At 71.4% G+C, this 20,305-nt stretch carries 22 protein-coding genes and 1 pseudogene; 12 read left to right on the forward strand and 11 right to left on the reverse strand.

Annotated elements, in window-relative coordinates:
- Both HLK59_RS30615 and HLK59_RS30620 read left to right on the forward strand, forming a co-directional pair.
- Window positions 1-360 (forward strand): annotated as a pseudogene (locus HLK59_RS30615) (hypothetical protein); the annotation flags it as partial.
- Window positions 350-1,327: a serine/threonine-protein kinase gene (locus HLK59_RS30620; RefSeq protein WP_171144798.1), complete on the forward strand. Its 978-nt coding sequence runs from the start codon at window positions 350-352 to the stop codon at window positions 1,325-1,327. The pseudogene HLK59_RS30615 and the gene HLK59_RS30620, both read left to right, overlap by 11 nt.
- On the opposite strand, the gene HLK59_RS30625 is transcribed toward HLK59_RS30620, so the two are convergent.
- Complete coding sequence (locus tag HLK59_RS30625) at window positions 1,314-1,727, reverse strand: nuclear transport factor 2 family protein (protein ID WP_171144799.1); 414 nt, start codon at window positions 1,725-1,727, stop codon at window positions 1,314-1,316. The genes HLK59_RS30620 and HLK59_RS30625 overlap by 14 nt on opposite strands.
- Window positions 1,724-3,028, reverse strand: a complete 1,305-nt coding sequence (locus HLK59_RS30630) for a streptophobe family protein (RefSeq protein WP_171144800.1) — start codon at window positions 3,026-3,028, stop codon at window positions 1,724-1,726. Before HLK59_RS30630 ends, HLK59_RS30625 begins: the two co-directional genes overlap by 4 nt.
- 161 nt (window positions 3,029-3,189) lie before the next feature.
- Between HLK59_RS30630 and HLK59_RS30635 the strand changes: the two genes are divergently transcribed.
- On the forward strand, window positions 3,190-4,407 hold the full coding sequence (locus HLK59_RS30635) for a DUF6777 domain-containing protein (protein WP_171144801.1): 1,218 nt from the start codon (window positions 3,190-3,192) through the stop codon (window positions 4,405-4,407).
- A 114-nt stretch (window positions 4,408-4,521) separates the two neighbouring features.
- Entirely contained in the window at window positions 4,522-4,977 is a 456-nt protein-coding gene (locus HLK59_RS30640) for an ATP-binding protein (RefSeq protein WP_171144802.1), read from the forward strand.
- A gap of 46 nt (window positions 4,978-5,023) precedes the next feature.
- Here the strand turns inward: HLK59_RS30640 and HLK59_RS30645 are convergent, their stop codons facing one another.
- The gene (locus tag HLK59_RS30645) at window positions 5,024-5,911 is read right to left on the reverse strand and encodes an RNA polymerase sigma factor SigF (RefSeq protein WP_171144803.1); all 888 of its coding nucleotides are present in this window, start codon (window positions 5,909-5,911) and stop codon (window positions 5,024-5,026) included.
- 287 nt (window positions 5,912-6,198) lie between these two features.
- Here HLK59_RS30645 and HLK59_RS30650 point away from each other — a divergent pair, with 287 nt between their 5' ends.
- Complete coding sequence (locus HLK59_RS30650; RefSeq protein WP_171144804.1) at window positions 6,199-6,588, forward strand: helix-turn-helix transcriptional regulator; 390 nt, start codon at window positions 6,199-6,201, stop codon at window positions 6,586-6,588.
- Window positions 6,589-6,602: 14 nt separating this feature from the next.
- Here the strand turns inward: HLK59_RS30650 and HLK59_RS30655 are convergent, their stop codons facing one another.
- The 3 genes from HLK59_RS30655 to HLK59_RS30665 form a co-directional block, all read right to left on the reverse strand.
- Window positions 6,603-7,205, reverse strand: a complete 603-nt coding sequence (locus tag HLK59_RS30655) for an ATP-dependent Clp protease proteolytic subunit (RefSeq protein ID WP_171144805.1) — start codon at window positions 7,203-7,205, stop codon at window positions 6,603-6,605.
- Window position 7,206: 1 nt separating this feature from the next.
- Window positions 7,207-7,845, reverse strand: coding sequence for an ATP-dependent Clp protease proteolytic subunit (locus HLK59_RS30660; RefSeq protein WP_171144806.1), 639 nt, complete (start codon window positions 7,843-7,845; stop codon window positions 7,207-7,209).
- Between the two features lie 111 nt (window positions 7,846-7,956).
- Window positions 7,957-9,168: an epoxide hydrolase family protein gene (locus HLK59_RS30665; protein ID WP_171144807.1), complete on the reverse strand. Its 1,212-nt coding sequence runs from the start codon at window positions 9,166-9,168 to the stop codon at window positions 7,957-7,959.
- 123 nt (window positions 9,169-9,291) lie between these two features.
- On the opposite strand from HLK59_RS30665, the gene HLK59_RS30670 reads away from it, so the two are divergent.
- Window positions 9,292-9,771 (forward strand): VOC family protein, encoded by a 480-nt coding sequence (locus HLK59_RS30670; RefSeq protein WP_171144808.1) that lies wholly within the window; start codon window positions 9,292-9,294, stop codon window positions 9,769-9,771.
- A 3-nt stretch (window positions 9,772-9,774) separates the two neighbouring features.
- On the opposite strand, the gene HLK59_RS30675 is transcribed toward HLK59_RS30670, so the two are convergent.
- The 3 genes from HLK59_RS30675 to HLK59_RS30685 all read right to left on the reverse strand — a co-directional run bounded on the left by HLK59_RS30675 (window position 9,775) and on the right by HLK59_RS30685 (window position 13,102).
- Window positions 9,775-10,680, reverse strand: coding sequence for an SGNH/GDSL hydrolase family protein (locus HLK59_RS30675; RefSeq protein WP_171144809.1), 906 nt, complete (start codon window positions 10,678-10,680; stop codon window positions 9,775-9,777).
- 79 nt (window positions 10,681-10,759) lie between these two features.
- On the reverse strand, window positions 10,760-12,418 hold the full coding sequence (locus HLK59_RS30680) for an ATP-binding protein (protein WP_171144810.1): 1,659 nt from the start codon (window positions 12,416-12,418) through the stop codon (window positions 10,760-10,762).
- A gap of 9 nt (window positions 12,419-12,427) precedes the next feature.
- On the reverse strand, window positions 12,428-13,102 hold the full coding sequence (locus HLK59_RS30685) for a response regulator transcription factor (RefSeq protein WP_171144811.1): 675 nt from the start codon (window positions 13,100-13,102) through the stop codon (window positions 12,428-12,430).
- Window positions 13,103-13,322: 220 nt separating this feature from the next.
- Here HLK59_RS30685 and HLK59_RS30690 point away from each other — a divergent pair, with 220 nt between their 5' ends.
- From HLK59_RS30690 to HLK59_RS30700, 3 genes are read left to right on the forward strand one after another with little or no spacing between them, the layout of a single operon-like run.
- Window positions 13,323-13,811 (forward strand): STAS domain-containing protein, encoded by a 489-nt coding sequence (locus HLK59_RS30690; protein ID WP_240982732.1) that lies wholly within the window; start codon window positions 13,323-13,325, stop codon window positions 13,809-13,811.
- Window positions 13,812-13,859: 48 nt separating this feature from the next.
- A complete protein-coding gene (locus HLK59_RS30695; RefSeq protein WP_171144813.1) occupies window positions 13,860-14,657 on the forward strand; it encodes a VOC family protein in 798 nt (265 codons plus the stop codon).
- A gap of 34 nt (window positions 14,658-14,691) precedes the next feature.
- The gene (locus HLK59_RS30700) at window positions 14,692-15,402 is read left to right on the forward strand and encodes a ribonuclease H (RefSeq protein WP_171144814.1); all 711 of its coding nucleotides are present in this window, start codon (window positions 14,692-14,694) and stop codon (window positions 15,400-15,402) included.
- Here HLK59_RS30700 and HLK59_RS30705 read toward each other — a convergent pair whose 3' ends face one another.
- Window positions 15,403-16,227: a tyrosinase family protein gene (locus HLK59_RS30705; RefSeq protein WP_171144815.1), complete on the reverse strand. Its 825-nt coding sequence runs from the start codon at window positions 16,225-16,227 to the stop codon at window positions 15,403-15,405.
- A gap of 31 nt (window positions 16,228-16,258) precedes the next feature.
- Window positions 16,259-16,606, reverse strand: coding sequence for a tyrosinase cofactor (locus tag HLK59_RS30710; protein WP_171144816.1), 348 nt, complete (start codon window positions 16,604-16,606; stop codon window positions 16,259-16,261).
- Between the two features lie 314 nt (window positions 16,607-16,920).
- Between HLK59_RS30710 and HLK59_RS30715 the strand changes: the two genes are divergently transcribed.
- The 3 genes from HLK59_RS30715 (at window position 16,921) to HLK59_RS30725 (ending at window position 20,272) form a co-directional block, all read left to right on the forward strand.
- A complete protein-coding gene (locus HLK59_RS30715; RefSeq protein ID WP_171144817.1) occupies window positions 16,921-18,132 on the forward strand; it encodes an FAD-dependent monooxygenase in 1,212 nt (403 codons plus the stop codon).
- A gap of 95 nt (window positions 18,133-18,227) precedes the next feature.
- Window positions 18,228-19,682 (forward strand): MFS transporter, encoded by a 1,455-nt coding sequence (locus HLK59_RS30720; RefSeq protein WP_171144818.1) that lies wholly within the window; start codon window positions 18,228-18,230, stop codon window positions 19,680-19,682.
- Complete coding sequence (locus tag HLK59_RS30725) at window positions 19,679-20,272, forward strand: TetR family transcriptional regulator (RefSeq protein WP_171144819.1); 594 nt, start codon at window positions 19,679-19,681, stop codon at window positions 20,270-20,272. Before HLK59_RS30720 ends, HLK59_RS30725 begins: the two co-directional genes overlap by 4 nt.
- Window positions 20,273-20,305 lie beyond the last annotated feature (33 nt).

Consider the following 20,305-nt stretch of genomic DNA (forward strand, 5'->3'; position numbering starts at 1 on the left):
CACGCCAGCCCCGGCGCCGGCCCGCCCCGATTTCCCGCGCCATGGGGTGACGGCGGCCCTCGCCTCCCAGGCCGGCGCCCCCTGCTGGCCCGCGCCGAACAGACCCTGGGTGACTACCGGGCCGCGGTCGAGGAACTCGCCTCGGGCGGCCTCGACGGCGAGGCCTTCCAGGCACGCACCCGCGGCCGCCGCGTCGGAGTCGTCGTCGACGGCGAGTCCGTATGGCTCTACGACGCCCAGCACGGCCGCTGGCTGTATGCCGACGGCACCCGGCTGAGCACCTTCGCGACGGACGAGGCACCCCGTGCCGCCGCCGAGGACCACGCCCCCACCCAGGTCGTGACCCCCGATGGCCCGTGACACGAGCCTCTTCTCCGGCAGGCCCTCCGAACTGATCGGCCGGCGGATCGCCGGCTACCGCATCGAGCGCGAGATCGGCCGCGGCGGCATGGCCGTCGTCTACCGCGCCCGCGACCTGCGCCTCGACCGCACGGTCGCGCTCAAGCTGCTCGCCCCCGAACTCGCCCGCAACGACACCTTCCGCCGCCGCTTCACCCACGAGTCCCGGGCCGCCGCCGCGATCGACCACCCGCACATCGTGCCCGTCTTCGAGGCGGGCGAGACGGACGGCGTCCTGTACATCGCGATGCGCTACGTCGAAGGCAGCGACCTGCGTCATCTCCTGGACCGCCAGGGCCCGTTGACGCCCGCGGTCGCCCTGCGCATCGCCGCCCAGGTCGCCTCGGCGCTGGACGCCGCCCACGAACACGGGCTCGTCCACCGGGACGTGAAGCCCGGCAACATCCTGGTCGCCCGCGGCACCGACAGCGACCACCCCGAGCACTCCTACCTCACCGACTTCGGCCTGACCAAGAAGTCGCTGTCCCTGACCGGCTTCACGACGGTCGGCCAGTTCGTGGGCACGCTGGACTACGTGGCACCGGAGCAGATCTCCGGCAAGCCGGTCGACGGACGCTGCGACGTGTACGGCTTCGCCTGCGTGGTCCACGAAGCCCTCGCCGGCCGCCCGCCCTTCCGCCGCGACGACGACATGGCCCTGCTGTGGGCCCACCAGTACGACGATCCGCCCCTGCTCACCGAGTTCCGCCCCGACCTCCCCCCGGACGTCGACGCCGTGTTCGCCCGCGGCCTCGCCAAGAGCCCCGACGCCCGCTACGACACCTGCCTAGCCTTCGTCGCGGCCCTGCGCGCGGCGCTGCCCGGCGGCCACGCGCCGACAGAGGTCGCACTGAAGCGCGAGCAGACGTCGGAGGAGGACCCGAAGCAGCCGCCACCCTGGGCCCGACCGGTCTTCAGAGGCGGCTAGTTCCGTTCAACGGCACCCGCCGCGGCGACACCTTGCGGTGCGAGACCCGCCAGCCGGTGCCGACCCGGACGACCGTGTCGTCGTATGTCACCGACCCGCACGAGCCGTCGGCCATGATGCCCAACCCCTTGGACCGGACCCGCACATGGTCCCCCGTGGCCTCACCGATCACCACGTTGGTGACGTGGTGCGCGACCGGATTCGCCGCTCCCAGGGCCAGGGCCGCCTCCCGCAGCGCGGCGACACCGGTGACCTCGCCCTGTCCGTAGTCGGAGAGGTCGTAGACGACGTCGGAGGTGAACACCTCCGGGAAGCGGTCGAGTTGTCCGTCGTCGACCAGATGGCCGTGGAGGGAGATCAACTCGGTGATGGCCAGGCGGTGTTCGAGCGGCAGTGTCATGGCCGCACACTGTCACGCCCGGTCTCGGCGGTCCCAGGCGTTTTCGCCTCGCCGGTCCGTCGCACCGGACGGGCGAGGAGGGCGCCCAGGAAGCCGGTGACGAGCCCCCACAGCGCGGCGAGGCCGACGGCGGGCCACAGTTCGGGTTCGAGGAGGAGCTCACCGTTCAGGTCGCCGCCGAGGTCGCCGATGCCGAGGACCGACAGGCCGTAGTGCGCGGAGATCCGGCCGACAAGGCAGATCATCAGCACCGTGAGCGCGAGCGCGACCGCCATGTGCAGGGCGTGCTGCCAGGCGCGCGTCCGGGCCGGGGAGCGCGCCGCCATCACGAACGCGGCGGCCAGCAGCAGGACCGCGTCCACGGCGACGAGCCACCACACCCGGCCGTCGTACTCGGCCAGCGTGCGCAGATTGAGCGCGGCGGTGTCCGTACCGCGCAGCACCTCGTCGAGGACATGCGGCATCGGCAGCCCGAAGGGGCCCTCCACCCGGCCGTTCCAGGTGGCGCCCAGGCCGATCGTGAGGGTCAGCCAGACCAGGTTCGGCATGCCGAGCAGGATCACGGCGAGCGTCGCCGCCGTATGCCCGCGCGTGAACGCCACGACGATGCCGATGACGACGCCCAGGGCCACGTAGGCCAGGAGCAGCACCACCATCGCGTACGCCGCCGGCCGCACGGTCGCCTGGAAGCGCAGCAGCCGGGCCGGCAGCGGGGCTCCGCGCGAGACCAGCAGGGCGAGCACCAGGACACCGGCCAGCCACAGCAGACCGAAGAACAGGGTCGTGGGCAGGTCCGTCTCGAAGCCGACCTTCGGCGAGACACCGAACACCTCGCCGAGGTCGGAGAGCGTGCCGTCGCCGAGCGAGAGCTGGAAGGTCTGCCGGGCCGCGAGGGCCAGTCCGATCAGCGCGAGCAGCCACAGCACGGCGACCCTGGCGGCCCAGCCGGCCAGTTCCCCGGCGCCCGCGACCGCCCGGTGCCGCAGCGGCCGCAGGAAGCCCGCGGCGATCACCAGCGCTCCGACGAGCGTGACGGACAGCGGGATCACGGTGAGGCCCGCCTGGGTGTCGGCCAGCCCACCGGCGTTCCCGGACAGCTCGATCGTGCCGCCGACCGCGGTGACCACCGTCGCCGCCACGACCCTGGGGAACGCGCCGTCGGGCAGGTCCGTCGCTCCGGCCGCCCACAGTCCCAGGGCCGCGGCGAGGCCCATGGCGATCAGTCCGGACAGGACCGCGAGGAGGGCCTGTACCCAGCCGTGCGGGGCGATGGCCTGGTCGGAGCGGGTTCGCGGGCTCACCCTGCCACGCTAAGCAGGGCCTGGGCGCCCCGCCCGCCGAGAGAGCCGTCCGCGTCGGCTTGCGGGCGGTACGGGACCGGAGCACACAATGAACAGGTCGTGGATGAAAGCGGTGAAAACACACAAAGGCCGCAGGAGTCCCACGTCGGGAAGAAGGGCTCGTGAGCGTCGAACCTCCGTCCTCCGGCCGCCCCACCGGACCGCCCTCCGGTCCGCTGTCGGGACCCTCCCAGCCACCCTCCGGGCCACCGTCACAGCCCCCGGGCAGCAGCGGGGGAGCGCCCGCACCGGAGCCGCACCGCCCCTGGTGGCGTTCCGTGCCCCGGGTCGCCCTGCTCGCCACCGCCGTCGCGGCCGCCGTGGTCCTGGGCCTCGTCCTCACCCGCCCCGACGGCGGCTCCGGCAAGAGCGGGAACAGCGAGGTCTTCCTCCAGGCCGCCGGCAAGAGCGGACCCGACCCCTTCACCGAGTCGACGGCGACGGACAGCTCCGCCGCGCCCGCCTCCCCGGCCACCGAGTCGGCCTCCGCGAACGCGGTACGCGGCGTCGACGGCGGCGCACCCGGCCTCTACGGCGGCACCCGCGACGTCGCCAGCTGCGACGTGGAGCGCCAGATCAAGGCCCTCCGGGCGAACCCGCCGGTCGACCGGGCCTTCGCCTCGGTCGCCGGGGTCCAGCCGTCCGGCGTCCCCGCCTACCTGCGCTCGCTCACCCCCGTCCAGCTGCGCATGGACACCCGCGTCACCAACCACGGCTACCGGGACGGACACGCCACCGCCTACCAGGCCGTCCTCCAGTCCGGCACCGCCGTCCTCGTCGACGACCGCGGCGTGCCCCGGGTGCGCTGCGCGTGCGGCAACCCCCTGACCCCTCCGGTCGCCCAGCAGAGCACCCCGAAGCGGACCGGCGACACATGGCCGTCGTACCGGCCCTCGAACGTCGTGGTGGTCGCGCCCTCGGTGACCGTCATCAACATCTTCGTGATCTACGACCACGACTCCGACGACTGGGTGGCCCGCCACCGCGGCGATCCGGGCCACAAGGACCAGCCCACCGATCCGCCGGTGAACCCGGCCTCCCCGTCCGCGAGTGTCATCACGCCGACCGCGCCCACGTCGCCGACGACACCGACCTCGCCGCCCACCTCACCCTCCTCCCCGGAGCCGTGCCTCACCACCGACACCGGCACTCCCACCGACACGGACACCCCCACCGGAACGCCCACGGACACCCCCACCGACTCGGAGACAGCGACACCGTGCCCGCCCACGTCGACCGCCCCGTCCTCGTCGCCGCCGACCTCCGAGCCGCCCACGTCCGACTCCGGGACGACCGAAGAGGAACAGCCGTCCGCGTACAGTTCCCCCGGTCCGCAGTGATGTCACCGACCGTGTGACCGACACGACCCGTTATGGGGACTGCGGAGCCGCACTCGGGGTACGAGCACTGGTGCAGCAGGCGTCCGGCCAGTCCGGCTTCCGAGAGAGAAACGCATGATCGAGCACCTGGACGGGGCAGTGATACCGACTGGTTTCGACGTGCCCGTGGATCCACTACGGCGGGCGGCCCACTACACCGGCGAACCGGGATGCATCGCCGAGGCCCGCAGCTTCGCCGCGCACTTCCTGGAGCAGCTCAGGACCGAGTGGTGCGCCGAGATCGGCGACCGGGCCGACGGCGAGGTGCTCCTGGTGGTGAGCGAACTGGTCACCAACGCCGACCGGCACAGCAACGGGCCGTACATCCTCGACCTGGAGGGCACGGACGCGGTCGTCACCGTGTCCGTCTACGACAGCAGCGCGGCACTGCCGTTGCGCTTCCCCAGGGACCCCGAGCGGGTCGGCCGGCACGGTCTGGAGATCGTGCACGCGCTGGCGGCCGAGGTCAGCGCGGAGCGGGTCCCGGTCGGGAAGAGAGTGAGCGCCGTCCTGCGACTCGGGAGGGGATGACCGCCGGAGGTACCTCCGGCGGTCACCTCTCGCCTGGCCTCTCGCCTCAGGCGCAGCCCAGCTCGCCCAGCATGCCCGTGCGCAGCCGCGTGATGATCCGCTTGATCAGCCGGGACACATGCATCTGCGAGCAGCCCAGCTGTTCACCGATCTCCGCCTGGGTGGCCTCCTCCACGAACCGCAGATGAAGTATCCGCCGGTCGCGCTCGCTGAGTTCGGCCATCAGCGGGGCGAGCGACTGGAAGTCCTCCACGAGGCGCAGTCCGTTCTCCTCCACACCGATGAAGTCGGCCAGGACCGACTCGCCGTTCTCGGGCCCGTCGCCGGTGAGCGCGGCGTCCAGCGACGAGGAGTTGTAGCCGTTCGCGGCGATCTGCGCCTCGATCACCTCGGACTCGGCGATGTTCATCAGGGTGGCGAGCTCGGCCACCGTCGGCTCCCGGTCCAGCCGGCTGGCCAGTTCCTCGCGCGCCTTGGCCAGTTCGACCCGCAGCTCCTGGAGCCTGCGCGGCACGTGCACCGCCCAGGTGGTGTCACGGAAGAACCGCTTGATCTCACCGACGATGTACGGCAGCGCGAAGGAGGTGAACTCGACCTCCCGCGACAGGTCGAACCGGTCGATGGCCTTGATCAGGCCGATCATGCCGGTCTGGACGATGTCCTCCATGTCGTCACCGCGGCCGCGGAACCGGCCGGCGGCGAAACGCACGAGGGACATGTTCATCTCGATGAGCGTGTTGCGCGCGTACTGGTACTCGTGCGTGCCTTCCTCGACCTCGGTCAGGCGCTGGAAGAACTGGCGCGACAGCTCCCGCGCGTCACGCGGAGCCACGCTCCGGGGGTCCACGACTCCCGGCAGTGATGTCTCACCCGTGCTGGCCCCGGCGGTCTTCTCCACGACCTGTGCCTCCGACCGGATCACGGCGGTGTCCATGTACCTCTCCCACGCAAGTCACGGCTTGACGTCAGCCTCTTCAGCCTCGGTTGTTTTCCGAAACTGTGCTTCGCGGTCCCTCGGGTACCCGGATCGCGACGACGTATGCGTGTGTCCGCCGCTGACCAGCGGGTCGCCCGCGGGCAGTCTCCCTTGCACCTACCCGGTACGTGACGGCGCATGCCGACCGGATCCGACCCGGTGTCGCACGGGCGGGCTCCGGTGATTCCACCGAGAGCGGAACGCTGATCCCTTCCCCTGTCGGCCACGGCTTCTAGGCTGAGGAGGTGAGCGAAGAAGCGACGAACCAAGCCCGCGTGATCCCCCTGCGCCCGGGGACCGCCCGCCCCGCCGCCGCACCGCCCCCCAAGGAGCCCTTGCTGCGCGATCTGGTCGGCGACGTCCTGCGCCGCGAACGCCTCGCCCAGGAACGCACGTTGAAGGACGTGGCCGACGAGGCGCGGATCTCCATGCCGTACCTCTCGGAGGTGGAGCGGGGCCGCAAGGAGGCCTCGTCGGAGGTCCTCGCGGCCGCCGCCCACGCCCTCGGACTGGGCCTCGGCGACCTGCTCGGACGGGCCCAGGGCGAACTCGTCCGGATCACCAGCCGGCACGCGGCCGGCAGCCGCAGGGCGACGCGCGGTTCGTCGTACGACGGGCTCTGCCTGGCCGCCTGAGCGGACCCGGCGCCTCAGACCCTCGCGAGGCGCCGGCTCACCACCTCGTCGGCCAGCCCGTAGGCCACCGCCTCCTCGCCGGAGAAGATCTTGTCGCGGTCCATGTCGGCGCGCAGCGTCGCCAGGTCGTGGTGGGTGTGGCGAGCCAGTACCTCCTCGACCTGGGTGCGGATCCGGACCATCTCCTTGGCCTGGAGGGCGAGATCGGAGATCGAGCCACGGCTGCCGCCGCTGGCCGGCTGCCCGAGCAGCACGCGCGCGTGCTCCAGCACGAACCGCCGCCCGGGATCCCCGCCGGCCAGCAGCACGGCCGCCGTGGAGGCCGCCTGTCCGACACAGAACGTCGAGATCGGCGCCTGCACGAAGGTCATCGTGTCGTAGATGGCCATGAGCGAAGTGAACGAGCCGCCGGGGGAGTTGATGTAGATCGCGATCTCGTTGTCCGGTGCCGACGACTCCAGATGGAGGAGTTGCGCGATGACGACATTGGCCACCCCGTCGTCGATCTCCGTGCCCAGGAAGATGATCCGCTCCGACAGCAGCCGACTGAAGACGTCCGAGGACCGCTCACCGTTCGCGGTCCGCTCGACGACGTACGGAATCGTGTAGTTCCCCATGTCACAGCCCCATCCGTCGCTTCGAGGCGGCCGGGCGGACGTCGGCGAGCGACTCCACGACCTGGTCCACCATGCCGTACTGCCTGGCCTGCTCGGCCGTGAACCAGCGGTCACGGTCGCCGTCCCGGGCGATGGTCTCCGCCGTCTGGCCGGTGTTCTCCGCGAGCAGCCGCTCCATGGTCCGCTTGCTGTGGTCCAGGTTCTCCGCCTGGATCTCGATGTCGGCCGTGGTCCCGCCGATGCCCGCCGACCCCTGGTGCATCATGATCCGCGCGTTGGGCAGGGCGTACCGCTTGCCGGGCGCGCCGCCGCAGAGCAGGAACTGTCCCATGCTCGCCGCGAAGCCCATGGCGAGCGTCGACACGTCGTTGGGGATGAGCCGCATCGTGTCGTAGATGGCGAGGCCCGCGTACACCGAGCCGCCCGGGCTGTTGATGTACAGGCTGATGTCGGTGCGCGGGTCCTCCGCCGACAGGATCAGCAGCTGGGAGCAGACCCGGTTCGCGGAGACCTCGTCGACCTGGCTGCCGAGCAGGACGATCCGCTGGCCGAGCAGCTGGGCGGCCAGCTGGTCGTCGAAGCGGCTGGGCGGGGTGTCGCCCTCCTCGGCGCGTGGGGCGAGCGTGCTGAGTGGAGTCATCGGTTCTCCTCGTGGTGGCGGGGATGCCGTCGACTCCACTCTTGACCGCGGCGGACGTCCTTCAGCGGTTTCTCTGCCTGCGGCAGATCCGCCAGGAGCAGAGCCCCGGCCTCAGCCCTTCTCGCGCAGTTGCCGGAAGAAGGCCCGCACATCGTCCACCAGCAGGTCGGGCTCCTCCATCGCGGCGAAGTGGCCGCCCCGGTCGAGCTCGGTCCAGCGCACGATGTTCTCGGTGCGCTCGGCCTTGTGACGCAGTGGGATCTGCGGATCGCCGGGGAAGGACGCCACCGCGGTCGGGGCGGTCGAGGGCTCGCGCGGGGCGGCGACCCGGTCGCCCGCGGCGTGGCCGCGCTCGTAGTAGATCCGGGCCGAGGAACCCGCGGTGCCGGTGAGCCAGTACAGCATCACGTTCGTCAGCATCAGGTCCCGGTCCACGGCCTCCTCGGGCAGCTCCTCGGAGTCCGTCCACTCCTGGAACTTCTCGACGATCCAGGCGAGTTGACCGACCGGCGAGTCGGTCAGCGCGTACGACAGGGTCTGCGGCCTGGTGGACTGGAGGTGGAAGTAGCCCGTCCCGTCCAGGAACCACCGGTCCCACTTGCGCCACGAGAGGAGGGTCCGCTCCCGCTCCGCGGGGCTCAGCGCGGCCAGTTCCTCCTCGGTCGGCTCGTGGGAGGCCTGGGCGCCGGGCAGCAGGTTGAGATGGACGCCGACGACCCGGTCGGGGTGGACACGGCCCAGCTCGCGGGAGATGGCCGAACCCCAGTCGCCGCCCTGGGCGCCGAAGCGCTCGTAGCCGAGGCGGGTCATCAGCTCGGGCCACGCGTCGGCGATCCGGCGCGCCTCCCAGCCGGTGTCCGTGGTCGGGCCGGAGAAGGCGAAGCCGGGAATGCTCGGCACCACGACGTGAAAGGCGTCGGCGGGGTCGCCGCCGTGCGCGGCGGGATCCGTCAACGGACCGACGACATCGAGGAACTCGACGATCGACCCCGGCCAGCCGTGGGTGATGACCAGCGGGGTGGCATCGGGCTCGGGGGAGCGGATGTGCGCGAAGTGCACCCGCGCGCCGTCGATCTCCGTCGTGAACTGCGGCCACTCGTTGAGCCGGGCCTCCGCCGCCCGCCAGTCGTACTCGTGCCGCCAGTACCGCACCAGCTCACGCAGATAGCCCGAGGGCACCCCGTACGCCCAGCCCACCCCGGGCAGCTCGTCGGGCCACCGGACCCGGTCGAGGCGGTCGTGGAGGTCGTCGAGGTCGCGCTGCGGTATGTCGATGCGGAACGGATGGACACTGCTGCCGCCTGCGGCGGCCGATGACGTCATGACCGCGATGCTAGTTCCGAACGGTGTAGCGGCCACGTGGATTACCGGACGCGCGACCGATGAGTTCCGGGGCGAGGATCGGTCGACACAGACGACAGCGTTCCGCACGCCCAGGAGGTACTCATGGCAACCGACGGATTCACCACGTGTCTCTGGTTCGACGGCCAGGCCGAGGAGGCCGCCCATTTCTACGTCTCGGTCTTCAAGAACTCCAGCGTCGGCAAGGTCGCGCGCTACCCCGAGGGGGCGATGCAGCCCGCCGGCACGGTGATGACGGTCGAGTTCACGGCCAACGGCCACAAGTTCCTCGGTCTCAACGGCGGCCCTCAGTTCACGTTCACCGAGGCGACCTCCTTCATGATCTTCTGCGAGAACCAGGAGGAGATCGACCACTACTGGACCAAGCTCACCGAGGGCGGCGAGCCTGGCCCCTGCGGCTGGCTCAAGGACCGGTACGGACTGTCCTGGCAGGTCGTCCCCGACACGCTCGACGCCATGGTCACCGACCCGGACCCGACGAAGGCGGCGCGTGTCACCGAGGCGTTCATGGCGATGGGCAAGTTCGACATCGCCGCCCTGGAGAGGGCCTACGCGGGCGAGTGAGGCTCAGTCGGCGGGCGTCCGGCCGATCACCCGGGTGATCTCCCGGGCGATCCGCAGGATGCCGGGGGAGCGGACCGGACAGGGCTTCGGTGTGGACGTGGTGGGCGCCAGACAGAAGTGCAGATAGTCCTTGTCGAGATGGAGGGCGGTCCGGTCCCGGTCCGGCTGGGTGCAGTACGCGGAGTGCGCGCGCTCGTAGGCGGTGCACGGCAGGTACTGGACCCAGCTGTAGCGGGCCCCGGCCGCGCTCACCTTCGCTCCCGCGTCGGCGACGAGGTCTCCCGAGGCGGCGGCCTGCCGCGTGTAGAGCTCGTTCACACGCCGGACCCGGTCGGGGGTGATCGGGTCCGGGCCCTGCGCCACCCACACGATCCGTGGCCGACGGCCGCCGCCCGCCGTCGCGATCTGCTCGGTCAGGCGGGCCATGTCGGCCTTGTACCGCTTGAAGTACGTCGTCGGTGCCCCGGCGTGGGTGATGCCGTCCATGCACCACGTGTAGCCCCACGCGTTGCCCCAGAACTGGAGCACCACGAAGTCCGGCCGCAGCGAGCGCACCAGGGCGGCCGCCTTGTCGCGGTCGGGTACGAGGGACTTGGCGCCGGTGCCCTCCAGGTAGTCGCACACCGTCGTACCGGAGTACGGCTTGCTCGTGTACTCGGCCCGCAGGTCCCGGCGCAGCTCCTGCCCGACCACCTTCTGGGCCTCCATCGCCAGCGAGTCCCCCAGGTACAGCACCACCGGAGCCTTCGCCGTGGCGGCGGGAGTGCCGGGGGCCTGCTGATGCGTCGTGCCGGCCGGCCCGGGAGGCGCGACGGAGGACGGGGCCGCCTCGGGCCCGGACGCCGGGTCCGAGCACGCCGCGAGCAGCACTCCGGCCAGCAGCATCCCCACGATCCACGGCTTGCGCATACGGCGACTCCCGCCCCGGACACCGAAAACGGTCCCCCAGGCAAGCACAGCGGGGCACCGGGCGGAAGACGTGCGCCGGTCACGGCTGGTCGAAGCGCTCCAGGAGGTCGACGAGGTCGTTCAGCGGCAACGGCTTGGCCAGATGCGCGTCGAACCCGGCCGTCCGGGACCGGTTGCGGTCGGTGCCCTGGCTGAAACCGGAGACCGCGATCAGCCTCAGCTCCGCACCGTGCGGCCGGGTCCTGATCGTGCGGGCGACCGTGTAGCCGTCGACGTCGGGCAGACCGAGGTCGCAGAGCACGACGTCGAAGAGGCGGCCCTCGGTGGCGGTGAGCGCGTCGGCGCCGGTGTGCACCGCCGTGACGTGGTGGCCCTGCCGCTGGAGCAGGGTGCGGTAGGTGAGGGCGAGATCCGCGTTGTCCTCCACGATCAGGATGGACAGCTGCCGCCTGGCCGGACGGACCACCACCGGTCGCGCCGGTTCGGCCGCGCCGGGACCGGCGATCGGCAGCGTCACGGTGAACTCGGCGCCCCGGCCCGGCCCTTCGCTGTGCGCGGAGATCCGGCCCCCGTGCAGTTCCACCATGGTCCGGGCGACCGCGAGGCCGAGCCCCAGCCCCTCCGGCGTGTCGGGCCCGGCCGGCGCCGCCCGCATGAACACCCCGAACAGGTCCTCGGCCTGACCGGGCTCGAAACCGATCCCGTCGTCCCGCACGGTCAGCCGGGCCCGGTCGCCCTCGATGCCCAGGGCGACCTCGGTGTGCCCGCCCGGCGGTGTGTACTTGAGCGCGTTCGACAGCAGGTTGGTCAGCACCTGCGCCAGCCGCAGCCGGTCGCCGTCCACGACCACCGGCTCGCCCGGCACCCCGACGTCGAGCCTGCGTCCCTCGTGCCCGAACAGATGGCGGATGTCGGCACACGCGCCCTCGACGACGGACCGGATGTCGACCCGCTCCCGCACCAGCTCAAGGCGCCCCGTCACCGCCCGCGTGCCGTCCAGCAGGTCGTTGCTCATCCGCACCAGCGTGCCCAGCTGCCGCTCCAGCACGGACAGCGCCGGATGGCCTTCGGGCATGTCCAGGGCCAGCAGCTCGGTGGCGGCGGTGGCCGCCGCGAGCGGGTTGCGCAGTTCGTGCGAGAGCGTCGCGATGAACCGGTCCTTGGCCTCCTGCTCCTCCCTGAGCCGCCGTCCCGCCGCGTCCAGTTCGGCGTTGACCCGCCGCAACTGCTCGTTGACCTCGCGGATCTCCCGGGCCCGTACGAACAGGTCGATCTCCATGCCGTCCGCGCGCATCTGCGCCTCGGCCGCCGCCCGTTGCTGTTCCCGCCCCACGTGGCGCACATGGACGAACTCCGTGACGTCCTCGACGCGGTGGATGATGTACGACAGTTCCCCGTCGGCGTCCAGGACGGGCGAGTTCACCGGACTCCAGTAGCGCTCGGCGAAGCCGCCCTCGTCCGCGGGGATGTCGTAGCGCTGCAACGCCATGGTGTCGGTACGGCCGGTGGCGACCACCGCTTCCAGGGAGCGGCGCAGATTGGCGACTCCGTCGGCCGACGGATCGTCGGGGTTGTCGGGGAACACGTCGAAGACGAGGCGCCCGACGATGGCGCGTTCGGTGCGGGTGGCCGTGAGATACGCGCGGTTGACCTCGACGATGGTGAAGTCGGGGGTGAGGACCAGCAGGGGGGACAGGACGGCGTCGAACAGGCGCCGGAAGTCCGGGGCGTCGGCCATGCGCAGCTCTCAGGGGTCGAGTCGGTAGCCGTAGCCGCGGACGGTGGTGATCCGCGGGGCGGGTGCGGGCAGCCGGGCGAGCTTGCCGCGCAGCCGGTAGACGTGCTCGATCACGGTCGCGGGCTGCTGCCAGGAGGCGCCCCAGATCCGCTCCAGGAGCTGTTCCGCCGAGAAGACCCGGCCGGGCGCGGCGGCCAGCAGCTCCAGCAGGGCGTACTCCTTGGGCCGCAGCGTCAGCAGGAAGCCCTCCGAGGAGGCCTGGCGGGCGGCCGTGTCGACGCGCAGGGAGCCGATCTGGAGCACGGCCGGCGCCTCCGGGGGCTGCGAGCGGCGCAGTACCGCGCGGATCCGGGCCACCAGCTCGCGCTGCGAGAACGGTTTGACGAGGTAGTCGTCGGCGCCGATCTCCAGTCCCGCCACCCGGTCGGCCTCCGCGCCCCGGCCGGTGATCACGATGACCGGGAGACGGCTCGTGGAGCGCAGCTCCCGCAGCAGTTCCAGGCCACTGCCGTCGGGAAGGCCCAGGTCGAGGACGGCCAGATCGACGCCGCCCTCGTACAGCGTGGTCTTGCCGGCGCGGGCGTCCATGGCCCAGGTGACGGTGAAGCCCTCGCGTTCCAGATAGGAACGGCACATCAGTGCGAAATCGGAGTCGTCCTCGATCAAGGTGAGGTGCGGACGCATGCCGCATCACCTGGCCCAACTGCCGTCCGCTCGTTGTGCAACCGATGAGCGGGCGTTGATGCCCCGACCATGTGGCGAAGGTAGAACAGTAGATGCCCAAGGTTCAAGGGGAGCCGCCAAGGGGGAGTTCCGGCGCGGGCGCCTGCGGTGCGGGGATGACGAAGTCACCGCACGCGCCCGTGCCGGAACACGCGGCAGGTACGGAACGGGGACGGACGGCTTGCACGACACCATTGGGGAACCCGTCGGCACGGCCTCCTGGCCTGCGGCAGGCGAGCACGCGCTGCTGCGTACGGAGACCGGACTGCTGGTCACCGAGTTGCACGGCGACATCGATCTGGCCACCGTCGCCTCTCTGGGCCTCTGGCTCGACTCCCTGGCGGCGAGGGCCGCCCCGGCCTACGTCGTGGACCTGCGCCCGGTCTCCTTCGTCGACTCCGCCGGCCTGAACGTGGTGCTGCGCTTCCGGCGCCGCGTCATCGAGGCTGGGTGCGGATTCGCTCTGTTGTGTGACCCCGGTCAGCTGCGGCTGCTGCGCGCGAACGGCACGGCGGAGGCGCTGAAACCATTCGCCACCCTGACCGAGGCGCTGTCCGGGCTCACCGCGCCGGCACGGCCGCCCCGGCGCGGCGGCAGGCCTGTCCCCACAGCTCCCTTTCCGGTGCGAAACGGACCGAACCGTTCGGCGCGCGGCCCGGCCGCGGGGTGACTAGCGTGAGAGACCGGACCGACCACCGAACCGGAGAGGGCCGCAGTCATGGCCGTACAACCTGAGGGAACCCCCTGTTGGGCCGATGCGATGTTCAGTGACGTCGAGGGAGCCAAGAGCTTCTACGGCGACGTCCTCGGCTGGACCTTCGGCGAGGCATCGTCGGAGTACGGCAACTACACCCAGGCCTACGCGGACGGCAAGGCCGTCGCCGCGGTCGTCCCGCCGATGCCGGGCCAGGAGGAGGGCCCGTCGCAGTGGTGCCTGTACCTCGCGAGCCCGGATGCCGCGGCCACCGCCGGCAAGATCCGTGAGAACGGCGGCGAGGTACTGATGGAGCCCATGGCGGTCGGCGACTTCGGCACCATGTGCCTGGGCCGCGACCCGAGCGGCGCCGTCTTCGGCGTCTGGCAGGCCGGACAGCACGAGGGCTTCGAGGCCGTCGGCGAGCCCGGCGCGTACGCCTGGGCGGAGGTCTTCACCCGCGAGCCCGCCAGGACGGACGCCTTCCTCACGGCCGTCTTCCCGTACCGCGCGAAGCAGACGCAGGACGACGCGATCGACTTCCGGATCTTCGACGTCGGCGAGAACACCGTCCTGGGCCGCATGAAGATGACGGACGACTTCCCGCCCGAGGTCCCGTCGTACGTCAACGTCTACTTCTCCGTCCCCGACTGCGACGACGCCGTCGCCAAGGCCACCAAGCTCGGCGGCATCCTGCGCTTCGGGCCGATGGACAGCCCCTTCGGCCGGTTCGCCGCGCTGAGCGACCCGCAGGGCGCGAACTTCTCGGTGATCGACATGACCACCACACAGGGTGAGATGCCGGAGCTCACCGAGGTCTGAGCACCTGGGGCCGGGCGCCCCGCCCGTCCGTGGCATGATCGGGCCCATGCGTGAACGTGTGGTGGCCGCTTGCGACGGCGCTTCGAAGGGAAATCCCGGACCGGCAGGATGGGCCTGGGTCGTCGCGGACGACACGGAGACCCCGGCCCGCTGGGAGGCGGGGCCGCTCGGCAAGGCCACCAACAACGTCGCGGAACTCACCGCGCTGGAACGCCTGTTGACGGCGGTCGAACCGGACGTGCCGCTGGAGATCCGGATGGACTCCCAGTACGCCATGAAGGCCGTCACCACCTGGCTGCCCGGCTGGAAGCGCAACGGCTGGAAGACCTCCGCGGGCAAGCCGGTCGCCAACCAGGAGCTGGTCGTCCGCATCGACGAACTGCTCGACGGCCGCAAGGTCGACTTCCGCTACGTCCCCGCCCACCAGGTCGACGGCGACCGCCTCAACGACTTCGCGGACCGTGCCGCCAGCCAGGCCGCCGTCGTCCAGGAGCCCGCGGGCAGCGACCAGGGCTCGCCCGAGCCGCCGCCCTCGCCCGACACCCCGAGGACCTCCCGCCCCGCCAAGGCCAAGTCGCCCCGGCGCAGCGGCGGTTCGGCCTCCTCGGCGTCCTCGGGGTCTCGCACCATCAAGGCGAAGTTCCCCGGCCGCTGTCTGTGCGGCCGCCCCTACGCGGCCGGCGTCGACATCGCGAAGAACGCGCAGGGCTGGGGACACCCGGAGTGCCGTACGGCGGAGGCCTGATCAGTCGGTGTCGAACGTGTAGTGCGCCCGGTGGTCCAGCAGGTCCGCCGGGCGTACGTCGTTCCAGGGCTTCATCGTCTCGTCGAGGTCGACGACGTCCCGCGTCCCGGCGGCGGGCAGATACCCCGAGCCCGGGTGCCTGCGCTGCCACTCGGCCCACAGCTTGTCGACATAGGCGTGGTGCAGCCAGAACACCGGGTCGTTGGGGGAGACCCCGGTCGCCATCTGGCCGCCGACCCAGACATGGACCCGGTTGTGCAGATTGACCCCGCGCCACCCCTCCAGATGGTTGCGGAAGCCGTCCGACGCGCTGTTCCAGGGCGCCATGTCGTACGTCGACATGGCCAGCACGGAGTCGACCTCCGCCCGCGTCGGCAGCTCGCGCACGGATCCGCCCAGCGAGCGGCGCAGGAACGTACGGCCGTCCACCCGCACGGATATGGGCCAGTCGCCGGCCGACGCGGCGAAGGGCCCGTCCATCACCTGGCCGTCCCGGCTGCGGCCCGTGCCGCCGAGGAAGTCCGGCGCCCACAGCGAGGCGCGCGCGGAGCGGTCGGTGGACCAGTCCCAGTACGGGAGCGCCACCGACGCGTCCACGGACTGAAGGGCCCGCTCGAACTCCAGGAGATATCTGCGGTGCCAGGGCAGGAACGACGGTGAACGGTGGCCCGTGCGCTCGCTGTTGTCGGTGTCGGACATGATGAAGGCGTTGTGCGTGGTGACGAAGGCGTCGTAGCGGCCGCTGCGCTTCAGTTCCAGGACGGCGGCGACGAACCGCCGCTTCTCGTCGGCGCTCAGGTTCGCCTGGTTCTTGCGGACGGTCATGTGCGGTACTCCAAGGTGCGTGCGGGAGAGGTCAGTTGGCGGGGAACGGGACGAGCCGTGCGCCTCGCAGCTCGTCGACCGCGGCCCGTGCGGCGGCCTTCGGTGTCGGCACCGGGTCGTAGTGGCTGACGACGCTGATCCAGCTGCCGTCGGCGTTCCGCATCACGTGCAGTTCCGCGCCGTCGACGAACACGGCGTATCCGGCGCCGTGGTGGTGACCGCCGGCCGCGGTGGGGCGGCCCTGGATGCGGCGGCCCTTGTAGACCTCGTCGAAGGCCTCGGGGGAGTGGTCGTGGGCGGCGGCTCGGGGCGCGACGGCGACCGTGGTGGCGAGGGCGGCCGCGGCGGTGAGTGCGCGGCGCCGGGTCAGTTCGGGCATGGGAGTCCTTCCGGTGGTGGGCGACTCCGCATGCCTATCGGCCCCGCCGGGAGCGGGAGAAATCCCTCGGGACCGGTTGGCTGCGATCCGGACAATTGCCAACATGTCATGCAACATTGAACGAAGTTGATCTTGCTTCGGTGGGGCCCGCGGGGGCGCCGGAACGGGAAATTCTTTCCGTCGAGGGCCGTGTTCCGGGTGATCCTTGGCGTACACGTGTGCCGTCAGTGGCCTGGCTCACCTGGAGAAACTGGCGCAATCGCCTGCTACTCTGCGTCGTCAACTGACCGCTTTGAGTAATTCCTGGGGTGCGCGTGAAGGTCGCCTGCGTCGGTGGCGGGCCCGCCGGCCTGTATCTGTCGATCCTGCTGAAACGGCAGGACCCGTCCCACGACATCACTGTCTACGAGCGCAATCCGGAGGGCTCGACCTACGGCTGGGGCGTCACCTACTGGCGTGGTCTGCTCGACAAGCTCCACGAGCACGACCCCGAGACCGCACGGGCCGTCGAGGAGCACTCGGTCCGCTGGGACGACGGCGTCGCCCATGTGCGGGACCTGACGACCCGCCACCGCGGCGACGAAGGGCACGGCATCGGCCGCCACCGCTTCCTGGAGCTCCTCGCCGCTCGCGCCCGGGAACTCGGCGTACGGCTGGAGTTCGAGCACGGGATCACCCCGGAGAACCTGCCCGACGCCGACCTGATCGTGGCCGGAGACGGAGTCCACAGCGCGCTGCGCACCGCCCACGCCGGACACTTCGGCACCGAGGTCACGGCCGGCCGCAACCACTACGTCTGGCTCGGCACCACCAAGGTCTTCGACGCCTTCACCTTCGCCTTCGTCGAGACCGACCACGGCTGGATCTGGTGCTACGGCTACGGCTTCGGCCCCGACCGCAGCACCTGCGTCATCGAATGCGCTCCGGAGACCTGGTCCGGGCTCGGCCTCGACCTGGCGGACGAGGCCGAGGGTCTGACCCTGCTGGAGAAGCTCTTCGCCGACGTCCTGGACGGCCACTCCCTCATCGGCCGCGCCAGTGCCGACGGCAGCGCCCAGTGGCTCAACTTCCGCACCGTCACCAACCGCACCTGGTCCCGCGGCAATCTCGTCCTCATCGGCGACGCCGCCCACACCACCCACTACTCCATCGGCGCCGGCACCACCCTCGCCCTGGAGGACGCCATCGCCCTGGCCACGGCGCTCGGCGAGCCCACCGAGCTCCCGCAGGCACTCGCCCGCTACGAGCGGCAACGCAAGGCCGAGCTCCTCTCCGTCCAGAGCGCCGCCCGCTACAGCGCCCAGTGGTACGAGAACCTCACGCGCTACATCCACCTGCCCCCGCAGCAGATGTTCGCCCTGCTCGGCCAGCGCCACTCGCCCCTGCTGCCCTACGTCCCGCCCCAGCTCTACTACCGGCTCGACAAGGCCGCAGGGCAGCTGGAAGCGCTGCGCCGGCTCAAGCGCTGGCTGGGTCCGAAGATCGCGCGCAGCGCCCACACCCGGACCCTGAGCGAGCGGAAGTAGCCGCTTACCCTCCCGGAGGCTTTCCCTCTTGGGTGAATGGCAATTCACCAGCTATGGTGAATTGCCATTCACCCATTTTTTGCGCTGGAGTGCCGATGGACGAGCCCGCCGCGATACCCCGGCCCCCGCGGGAACGGCTGACGGTCCCGGTGCTGGCGTTCGGCGGCATCCTCATGGCCGTCATGCAGACCGTGGTCGTCCCGCTGCTCCCGGACCTGCCGCGGCTGACCGGCGCATCGCCCGGCACCGTCTCCTGGATGGTCACCGCGACCCTGCTCGCCGGCGCCGTCCTCACCCCGGTCCTCGGCCGGGCCGGCGACATGTACGGCAAGCGCCGGGTGCTCATGGCGGCGCTGGGCCTGATGACCGTCGGCTCGGTGCTGTGCGCCCTGTCCTCCGACATCCGGGTGCTCATCGCCGCCCGCGCCCTCTCCGGCGCCGCCTCCGCCGTCGTACCGCTGTCCATCAGCATCCTGCGCGACGAACTCCCGCCGGAACGCCGGGGGAACGCGGTGGCGCTGATGAGCTCGACCGTCGGCATCGGAGCCGCGCTGGGCCTGCCGCTCGCGGCGGTCATCGTGCAGTACGCGAACTGGCACACCATGTTCTGGGTGACCGCCGTCCTGGGCGCGGTGGGCGTCACCTCGGTGTGGTGGGCGGTACGGGAGTCGCCGGTGCGCGAGCCCGGCCGGTTCGACGTGCCGGGCACCCTCGGCCTGGCCACCGGGCTGGTGTGCCTGCTGCTCGCGGTGTCGCAGGGCGGGCAGTGGGGGTGGGGCAGTGCGCGGATCCTGGGACTCTTCGGCGCCGCCGTCGTCGTACTCGCGCTGTGGTGGTGGCAGCAGCTGCGGGCCGAACGGCCGCTGGTCGACCTGCGACTGGTGTCGAAGCCACGGGTCGGGCTCTCGCATGTGGCCGCGCTGCTGACCGGGTTCGCGTTCTACGCCAACTCCCTGGTCACGGCCCAGCTCGTACAGGCGCCCGAGGCCACGGGGTACGGGCTCGGGCTGTCGATCGTCCAGACCGGTCTGGTGCTGCTGCCGGGCGGTTTCATCATGCTGCTGTTCTCGCCGGTCTCGGCCCGGATCTCCGCCGCCCGCGGACCGCGCGTCACGCTCGCCCTCGGGGCCCTGGTCATCGCGGCCGGATACGCGGTGCGCCTCGCCGACAGCCGCGACCTGTGGATGATCATGGTCGGTGCGGCGGTCGTGGGCACCGGAACCACCCTGGCCTACTCGGCGCTGCCCACCCTCATCCTGCACGCCGTCCCGGCGAGCCAGACCGCCTCCGCCAACGGCGTCAACGTGCTGATGCGCACGATCGGGCAGGCAGTGTCGAGTGCCGTCGTCGCCGCGGTCCTGGTCCGCCACACCAGCCTGGTCACCGGTGTTCCCGTACCCGCCCTGGACGGCTATCTGCTGGCCTTCGGCGTCGCGGGCGCGGTCGCCCTGATGGCCTGCGCGACCGCGCTGTGCATCCCCGCCGACCCCGGAGCCGACCGGACACGCCGGGCCAGGGGAGCGCGCAAGGAGGTGATGGAGGGAGCATGAACGCCGTGAGCACTCCACCGACCGCCTCCCCGTCCGCCCGCCGGGACGCCGAGGCGACCAAGGCGGCCATCCTCAGGTCGGCCCGCTATCTCCTGGCCCGCCACGCCCACGCCGACATCACCCTGAAGGCCGTCGCCGAACGCGCCGGGGTGAGCCCGCCGTTGATCCTGAAGTACTTCGGCAACAAGGACGCCCTCTTCGCCCGCGTCATGTCCTTCGAGGCCGACGCGCAGGCCCTGCTGGACGCGCCCCTGGAGGAGCTGGGCCGGCACATGGTCCGGCACGTCCTGGAGAGCCAGAGCGAGCGCGGCGCCGATCCCCTGCTACGCATCGCCTTCGCCCCCCTGCACGGCGAACAGGGCGACATCCTGCGCGCCAACTTCCGCGCCCAGGTCACCGAACGCCTCGCCGAACGCCTCACCGGACCCGACACCGGCCTGCGCGCCGAACTCGCCGTGGGCACCCTCCTCGGCCTCGGCGTGATGTACGGCATCGCCCGCGGCCCCCACCTGAGAGCGAGCACGCTCGACACCATCGTCGAGCGGTACGCACCCGTGGTGCAGGCCCAGCTCACCGCCCGCGAGAACTGAAGCGCGTTGCACAAGGCGGTGAGCTGGGCGTCT

Source organism: Streptomyces sp. S3(2020) (assembly GCF_013044505.1).
In the GTDB taxonomy this organism is placed as follows: Bacteria; Actinomycetota; Actinomycetes; order Streptomycetales; family Streptomycetaceae; genus Streptomyces.

Coding starts and splice junctions, on each gene's coding strand:
- HLK59_RS30625 (WP_171144799.1), bottom strand. CDS start 1,727: ATGACACTGCCGCTCGAACACCGCCTGGCCATCACCGAGTTGATCTCC.
- HLK59_RS30620 (WP_171144798.1), top strand. CDS start 350: ATGGCCCGTGACACGAGCCTCTTCTCCGGCAGGCCCTCCGAACTGATC.
- HLK59_RS30685 (WP_171144811.1), bottom strand. CDS start 13,102: ATGCGTCCGCACCTCACCTTGATCGAGGACGACTCCGATTTCGCACTG.
- HLK59_RS30680 (WP_171144810.1), bottom strand. CDS start 12,418: ATGGCCGACGCCCCGGACTTCCGGCGCCTGTTCGACGCCGTCCTGTCC.
- HLK59_RS30670 (WP_171144808.1), top strand. CDS start 9,292: ATGGCAACCGACGGATTCACCACGTGTCTCTGGTTCGACGGCCAGGCC.
- HLK59_RS30640 (WP_171144802.1), top strand. CDS start 4,522: ATGATCGAGCACCTGGACGGGGCAGTGATACCGACTGGTTTCGACGTG.
- HLK59_RS30695 (WP_171144813.1), top strand. CDS start 13,860: ATGGCCGTACAACCTGAGGGAACCCCCTGTTGGGCCGATGCGATGTTC.
- HLK59_RS30675 (WP_171144809.1), bottom strand. CDS start 10,680: ATGCGCAAGCCGTGGATCGTGGGGATGCTGCTGGCCGGAGTGCTGCTC.
- HLK59_RS30665 (WP_171144807.1), bottom strand. CDS start 9,168: ATGACGTCATCGGCCGCCGCAGGCGGCAGCAGTGTCCATCCGTTCCGC.
- HLK59_RS30705 (WP_171144815.1), bottom strand. CDS start 16,227: ATGACCGTCCGCAAGAACCAGGCGAACCTGAGCGCCGACGAGAAGCGG.
- HLK59_RS30720 (WP_171144818.1), top strand. CDS start 18,228: ATGGACGAGCCCGCCGCGATACCCCGGCCCCCGCGGGAACGGCTGACG.
- HLK59_RS30710 (WP_171144816.1), bottom strand. CDS start 16,606: ATGCCCGAACTGACCCGGCGCCGCGCACTCACCGCCGCGGCCGCCCTC.
- HLK59_RS30700 (WP_171144814.1), top strand. CDS start 14,692: ATGATCGGGCCCATGCGTGAACGTGTGGTGGCCGCTTGCGACGGCGCT.
- HLK59_RS30655 (WP_171144805.1), bottom strand. CDS start 7,205: ATGGGGAACTACACGATTCCGTACGTCGTCGAGCGGACCGCGAACGGT.
- HLK59_RS30645 (WP_171144803.1), bottom strand. CDS start 5,911: ATGGACACCGCCGTGATCCGGTCGGAGGCACAGGTCGTGGAGAAGACC.
- HLK59_RS30660 (WP_171144806.1), bottom strand. CDS start 7,845: ATGACTCCACTCAGCACGCTCGCCCCACGCGCCGAGGAGGGCGACACC.
- HLK59_RS30725 (WP_171144819.1), top strand. CDS start 19,679: ATGAACGCCGTGAGCACTCCACCGACCGCCTCCCCGTCCGCCCGCCGG.